At 69.7% G+C, this 6,738-nt stretch carries 7 protein-coding genes; all 7 read left to right on the top strand.

The window, feature by feature from the left end; genetic code table 11:
* A partial coding sequence (locus Q8Q85_09375) for a PLP-dependent transferase (GenBank protein ID MDP3774464.1) occupies positions 1-508 on the top strand: 508 nt, incomplete at its 5' end.
* A gap of 64 nt (positions 509-572) precedes the next feature.
* Entirely contained in the window at positions 573-1,583 is a 1,011-nt protein-coding gene (locus Q8Q85_09370) for a M48 family metallopeptidase (protein MDP3774463.1), read from the top strand.
* Positions 1,580-2,869 (top strand): phosphoribosylamine--glycine ligase, encoded by a 1,290-nt coding sequence (purD, locus tag Q8Q85_09365; protein ID MDP3774462.1) that lies wholly within the window; start codon positions 1,580-1,582, stop codon positions 2,867-2,869. Before Q8Q85_09370 ends, purD begins: the two co-directional genes overlap by 4 nt.
* A gap of 4 nt (positions 2,870-2,873) precedes the next feature.
* Positions 2,874-3,695 carry a bifunctional DNA-formamidopyrimidine glycosylase/DNA-(apurinic or apyrimidinic site) lyase gene (gene mutM, locus Q8Q85_09360; protein MDP3774461.1) on the top strand — a complete coding sequence of 274 codons (822 nt, stop codon included), beginning with the start codon at positions 2,874-2,876 and terminating at the stop codon, positions 3,693-3,695.
* Entirely contained in the window at positions 3,683-4,798 is a 1,116-nt protein-coding gene (locus Q8Q85_09355) for a hypothetical protein (GenBank protein MDP3774460.1), read from the top strand. The genes mutM and Q8Q85_09355 overlap by 13 nt, the downstream gene beginning before the upstream one ends.
* A 114-nt stretch (positions 4,799-4,912) precedes the next feature.
* Positions 4,913-6,427, top strand: coding sequence for a pitrilysin family protein (locus Q8Q85_09350; GenBank protein MDP3774459.1), 1,515 nt, complete (start codon positions 4,913-4,915; stop codon positions 6,425-6,427).
* Positions 6,427-6,738: hypothetical protein (locus tag Q8Q85_09345; protein ID MDP3774458.1), on the top strand; the 312-nt coding region annotated here is incomplete at its 3' end. The genes Q8Q85_09350 and Q8Q85_09345, both read left to right, overlap by 1 nt.

The raw sequence follows: 6,738 nt of genomic DNA, 5'->3' as shown, positions 1-6,738 counted from the left end.
CAGGAGCGACGACCTCGCCGCGCAACTCCAGTTCATCCAGAAATCGGTCGGCGCGGTGCCGGGACCATTCGACTGCTGGCTCGCGCTGCGCGGCACCAAGACCTTGCCGCTGCGCATGAGGCAGCACGACGCGAACGGGCGCCGCATCGCCGAATGGCTGGCCGCAGACCAGCGCGTGCCGGCCGTCTTCTACCCCGGCCTGCCGTCCCACCCCCAGCACGACCTCGCTTGCCGCCAGATGATGGGATTCGGCGGTATGCTGTCGATCGAAGCCGGGTCCCTGGAGCGCGCCCGAGGCATAGTGGAGCGCACCAGGCTCTTCGCCCTGGCGGAGTCGCTGGGCGGGGTCGAAAGCCTGATCGGCCACCCGGCGAGCATGACGCACGCCGCCGTGCCGCCTGCCATGCGCCAGGCCATGGGGCTCACCGACGGCCTGGTGCGGCTCTCGGTGGGCATCGAGGACGCGGAAGACCTGATCGCCGACCTCGACCAGGCCCTCGGTTCATGAGTAGACGTATGAAACGCGCGCCGCTACGGTGCGTAGGGCCATGGGTCCTGATATCGGAGAGCCAATGACGGATAAGCAGGAGAACCTCCCTTCGCGGCGCCCCCGCACGGTTCTCACCCAGATCTCGCCGCGCGCGTGGGAGCACTCGGCCGACCGGGCCGCACTCAATACGCTGCGTTCGATCCCGGGCGTGGATCAAGTCATCAAGAAGATCTTCGGCTTCTTCGGCGAGCGAGGCGTGCGGCTGCTGTTCCAGGCCAACGCCGTGCGCGTCGGACCCACCCAGTTCCCGCGCGTCCACCGCGCCTTCACGGACGTTTGCGCCACGATGGACTGGGAGCCGCGCCCCGATCTCTTCATCTCGCAGACGCCGCTCGTCAACGCGGGCGCGTTCGGGATGGATAAGCCGTTCATCGTCCTCAACTCCGGGGCGCTCGGGCTCCTCGACGACGAAGAGCTGAACACCATCCTCGGGCACGAGTTGGGCCACGTCATCAGCGGGCACTCGCTCTACCGAACCATCCTCGCCATCGTCCTTACGTTCGGGCTGCGCAACCTGCCCTTCCTCGCGGGCATCGCGCTCCTGCCGATCCAGATCGCACTGCTGGAGTGGTACCGGAAGAGCGAGCTGTCGTCCGACCGCGCCGGCCTCCTCGCCAGCCAGGACCCCGTCGCCTCCATGCGCATGTTCATGAAGCTGGCGGGCGGAGGGAAGATCGAGGAGATGGACCTCGACGCCTTCATGGTCCAGGCAAAGGAGTACGAAGAGGGCGGTGACGCGATGGACACCATCTACAAGGTGATCAACACCCTCGGCATGACCCACCCGTTCCACACGCTGCGGGCCGCGGAGCTCGAGCGCTGGGTGGCGGGCGGCGACTACGACCGGATCCTCCGCGGCGAGTACCCCAAGCGCGGCTCCGACGACGACAAGCGCCCCCTGGCCGACGACATCGGCGAGGCCGGCAAATACTACGCCGACCAGGCGCGCGACACCGTGGAATCGGTGGCCGAAGTGGCCAAGAAAGCCCGCGACGCATTCATGAGCGCGTTCAAGGGGCCGTCCAGCCGGTGAGGATCCTGGTCGTCGGCGGTGGAGGACGTGAGCATGCCCTGCTCTGGGCCCTCCACCGCGACGCACCGAAGGCCTCGTTCTTCTGTCTACCCGGCAACGCCGGCACCGCCAGACTCGCCACCAACATCCCCGGAAAACCGACCGACGTGGAAGCCGTCGCCGCCGTGGCCAGGGACCGGCGCGTCGACCTCGTCGTGGTAGGGCCCGAGGCCCCCCTGGCCGCGGGACTCGCTGACCGTCTTGCCAAGGCGCGCATCCCCGTCTTCGGGCCGTCGGCTGCCGCGGCTCGCATCGAGTCCTCCAAGGCTTTCGCCAAGGACCTGATGGGCAAGTGCGGGGTCCCAACGGCCGCGGCGAGAGGGTTCACCGAGCTGAGCCTGGCCACCCGCTACATCGGTAGCCACCCGGAGCCTCTCGTGGTAAAGGCGTCGGGGCTGGCGGCGGGGAAAGGGGCGGTCGTCTGCCGGACCCGCTCCGAGGCGCGCGTGGCCGCGACCGCCATGCTGCGGGGCGGATCCCACGGGGAAGCGGGTGCGGAGATCCTCGTGGAGGAGTTCCTCGCCGGCGAGGAACTCTCAGTCCTGGCTGTCACGGACGGGGAGCACTTTGCCGTTCTCCCGCCAGCCCAGGATCACAAGCGAATAGGCGAAGGTGACACCGGCCCGAATACCGGAGGCATGGGAGCATACTGCCCAGTCGGGATCGCCACACCCGACCTCCTGGAACGCATAGCGGATGAGGTGTTCACCCCCACACTCGCCGGCTTGCGCGATGCTGGAGCACCTTACAGGGGAATTCTTTACGCTGGACTCATGATACGAGATGACGGAGCACTCTCGGTAATCGAGTTCAACTGCCGGTTTGGTGATCCCGAAGCCGAGGCAATGCTTCCGGTGCTCCCGGACGGGCTACTTCCCGTGCTCCGCATGGTAGCCGAGGGCGGGTGGATGCCGGCGGGCCTGAAGCTCGGGGATGCCAGAGGGGCGGCGGTGACGACGGTTCTGGCTGCGGCTGGCTACCCGGACGCTCCGGTGTCCGGGGCGGAAATCTCGATTCCGGACGACCTCGAAGACGAAGGGGACGTCATGGTGTTCCACGCCGGAACGACGCTGGACGGGAGCGGCAGGCTTCGGGTAGCCGGCGGGCGGGTGCTCGCTGTCACCGCGACCGCGGCGACGGTCGCCGAGGCAGCGGCGAAAAGTCGCGCGGCCGCGGGCCGCATTGACTTCGAAGGCAGCCAGCACCGGCGCGACATCGGTTGGCGAGAGATCGCTCGGGGTAGCTGAAAGCGTGCCCGAGCTTCCCGAGGTCGAGACTATCGCCCGCGACGTGCGCCCCGACGTCGAGGGACGCCGGATCCTCCGGGCCCGGGTCCTCAAGCCCGACATCCTGCGCAAGGTCACGCCCCGGGCTTTCGAACGCCGCCTCGAGGGGCGACTGGTAACGGCTGTTTTCCGCCGGGCCAAGCACGTTGTGATGACGCTCGACGATGGGGATCGGGTCATCGTGCAGCCGGGAATGACGGGCTCCCTCCACATCGCCAACGGCGTCACGAATCCGGACCCCTACGTCACGATCCTCTTCGCGCTCGATTCCGGGAAGCGTCTCGTCCACCGCGATGTGCGCCGCATCGGTGCCGTGTACCTGCACGGGCCGGAGGAATGGGCCGCTTACGACCGGAACCTGGGTCCCGAGCCGCTCGAACCCGCCTTCACGCCGGCGTGCCTCGCCGAGGCACTGGCGAACGGCCGACTCGCGGTCAAGAAGGCCCTGATGGACCAGCGTCGCCTGGCGGGCGTCGGCAACATCTACGCCAACGAGGCGCTCTGGATGGCCAGGATAGACCCGTCCAGTGAGGCGCGCGGAATCTCGGCCGCCGAAACGAAGCGCCTGCACCGGGCGATCGTGGACATCCTCCGCCGCGCCATCCGGGGCCGCGGGACGACGGTGCGTGACTATCGCACCGGCACCGGGGAGCGGGGCCGATTCCAGTCGCGCCTCGCGGTGTACGGCCGCGATGGTCGCGCCTGCCGGCGGTGCGGACGCCGTATCGTCCTGACGCATGCGATCGACGCGCGGGCGACGTATTTTTGTCCGGGATGTCAGCGCTAGCACTCGCCCCATCCATCGCCCCGGCGCCCACGCTCGAGACGCTCCGCCACCACGTGCGGGCCGCGGCGGCGCGCCGTCCGGGAGTGTACCAGTTCCTCGACGACTCCGGACGGGTCTTCTACGTGGGCAAGGCCAAGGACCTGCGCTCCCGCCTGCTATCGTACTTCAGCGCGCCTTGGCCCGAGTCCAAGAGCGCCCTCCTCATTCGGAGCGCCGCGGAGATCCGCTGGCGCTACCTGCCGAGTGAGTTCGCGGCGCTACTCGAGGAGCTGCGGCTCATTGGCCGGCTGCGGCCCGCCCACAATGTCCGGAACAACCAGTCCCACGCCCGTCTGGTCTTCGTGAAGCTGACGTCCGGCCCCGCGCCGAAGCTGCGCGTCAGCGACGGCACCAGGGACCACGGCGCGCGCTACTACGGCCCGTTCCGCGGGCGCGGCATGGCGGTCGAGGCGGTGCGCACGCTCAGCGACCTCCTCGGCCTGCGTGATTGCGCGGAGACGCAACCCATCGCGTACGCAGACCAGCCGAGCCTGTTCGACGCCGCCACCGCCCCCGCCTGCTACCGCCACGACCTCGGCACCTGCCTGGGTCCGTGCGCCGGCCGTTGCTCGGCTGACGGCTACGCCGCCGCCGCCGCCCGCGCCGCCGACTTCCTCGAAGGCCGCTCCGCCCATCCGCTCGACCGGGTGCTCGAAGGCATGGAGGACGCCTCGGCCGCATGCGCTTTCGAGCGCGCCGCACTCTGGCGAGACCGGCTGGAATCGCTCGAATGGCTCTTCGGCGCCGCGGCCCGCCTCCGCGCCGCCGTCGAAGGCCTGAGCTTCGTGTACGGCGTGAAGGACCGGGCTGGGGGGTCGGACGACCGCGTGTACCTCGTCCGCCATGGCCTGATGCGGGCCGAAGCGGCCTGGCCCCGCACCCCGATCGAGCGAGAAGCGTTCGCCGCCGCGATCCGGCGCTACACCCACGACCCCGAGCCTGCGCCCGCGGCGCGCGGCGCGGCGGAGATGGACCAGCTGCTGCTCGTGATGAGCTGGTTCCGACAGCATCCCGACGAATTCCAACACGCCTCGCCGTTCGACCGCTGGACCGCGGGAGCCTGAGGGCGCATCGCGGCCGCTTGGTTGCTCGCTTTCCCCCGCCCTTGCGCTATGCCGTTTCGCGGGAATCTTCATTGGTGCATAACGCACAACAACCGGCAATACCGGAGGTCAGCGATGCGTCACCGATTCCTCGCCGCACTCCTCGCGCTCGGCCTCGCCGCGCAACCGCTGGCGGCGCAGGAGCCGAGCCCGGGCGAGCGGCTCCCCGTCGTGAAGTACGTCCTCCCGAACGGGATGACGCTCCTCTTCCTCCGGCGCGAGGGCGCGCCCACCGTCTCCTTCGTCACCCAATTCCGCGCCGGAGGCGTCGACGAGTGGACCGGCATCTCGGGCACCGCGCACCTGTTCGAGCACATGCTCTTCAAGGGCACGCCCACCCTCGGCACCCGCGACTACGCGGCCGAGCAGCGGATGTTCCCGCGCGTCGACGCGGTGGCCGACTCGTTCACCCAGGAGTTCCGGAAGGGCGCGTCGGCGGACAGCGTGACGATCCGCCGCTTGCGCGACCGGCTGCGCCAGCTCGAGGATTCCGCCCGGCAGTACGTCGAGAGCAACGAGTTCTGGCGCGTCCTCACGCGCAACGGCGCGCAGCGCATCAACGCCTCCACGTTCAACGACGGCACGAACTACTTCTTCTCCCTCCCCTCCAACCGCGCCGAGCTGTGGTTCGTGCTCGAGGCGGACCGGATCCGCAACCCGGTGCTGCGCGAGTTCTACTCCGAGCGTGACGTGGTCATGGAGGAGCGGCGGCGCAGCGTCGAGACGCAGCCGGTCGGCATGCTGCGCGAGGAGTTCCTCCAGGCGGCCTTCCGTGCCCACCCGTACGGCCGGCCGGTGGTCGGCGTCGCGAGCGAGATCCAGACGGTTTCCCGCACCCAGGCGCTCGAGTACTACCGCCGCTTCTACGCGCCCAACAACTCGGTCGTCGCCATCGTCGGCGACATCGACACGACCCAGATGAAGCAATGGGCCGACCGCTACTTCGGGGACCTCGCGGCGGGCGAGCCGCACCGGCCCGTCACCACCCAGGAGCCGCCGCAGCGCGGGGAACGGCGCATCGAGGTCGAGTTCAACGCGAACCCTAGCGTGATGATCGGCTACCACGTCCCGGCCGCCATGCATCCCGACTCGCGGGCCCTCTCGGTGCTCGCCAGCCTGCTCACCGGCGGCCGCACCTCGCGCCTGGTGTCGCGTCTGGTCGTGCGCGAGCGCGTCGCGGCGAGCATCGCCGCGGGCCTGCAGCCCGGCACCCGCTACCCGCGCCTGTTCACCTTCACGGCCGTGCCGATCGCCCCGCACACCACGCAGGAGATCGAGAGCGCCGCTTACGAGGAGATCGAGCGCCTCCAGCGCGAGCCTCCCGGCGACGCCGAGATGCAGCGCGTCCGCAACCAGATCGAGGCCGGCTCCATCGGCCGCATCGAGAACCCGTTCTCCCTGGCGCTCCAACTGGCGAGCAGCGAAGCGCTGTACGGCGACTGGCATCAGTCGTTCCGGTTTGACGGCGCGGCGCTCGCGGTAAGCCCGGCGGACGTGCAGCGCGTCGCACGCACCTACTTCTCCAGGAACAACCGGACGGTAGCGACGCTCGTGCGTCCCGCGCGCCCGGCCGCGGGAGGGACCAACTGATGCATCCCACCACGACACGTGCCGCCGCGGCGCTCGGCCTCGCGCTCCTGGCGGCCGCCGCGACGGCGCAGGCGCAGGGCACCCGCGAACGGGTACAGGCGCTCGAGTCAGGCTTCGCCTCGCTCCGCTTTACGCCGCCCGCGCCGCGCCAGGTCCGCCTGTCGAACGGCGTCCAGGTGTTTCTGATCGAAGACCACAGCCTCCCGCAGCTCTCGGTGAGGCTGGTCGGCCGACAGGGGGTCGCGAACCTCCCCGACTCACTCTGGGCCGTCGGCTGGCAGGCCGACGCGCTGTTGCGCACCGGAGGCACC

It is taken from the genome of Gemmatimonadales bacterium (genome assembly GCA_030697825.1).
Lineage (GTDB): Bacteria > Gemmatimonadota > Gemmatimonadetes > Gemmatimonadales > JACORV01 > JACORV01.
This window is presented reverse-complemented; position numbering and strand designations above follow the sequence as displayed.

What these genes read in the sequence shown, in the direction of transcription:
- Q8Q85_09370 (MDP3774463.1), top strand. Translation starts at nt 573, where the DNA reads ATGACGGATAAGCAGGAGAACCTCCCTTCGCGGCGCCCCCGCACGGTT.
- Q8Q85_09355 (MDP3774460.1), top strand. Translation starts at nt 3,683, where the DNA reads ATGTCAGCGCTAGCACTCGCCCCATCCATCGCCCCGGCGCCCACGCTC.
- Q8Q85_09350 (MDP3774459.1), top strand. Translation starts at nt 4,913, where the DNA reads ATGCGTCACCGATTCCTCGCCGCACTCCTCGCGCTCGGCCTCGCCGCG.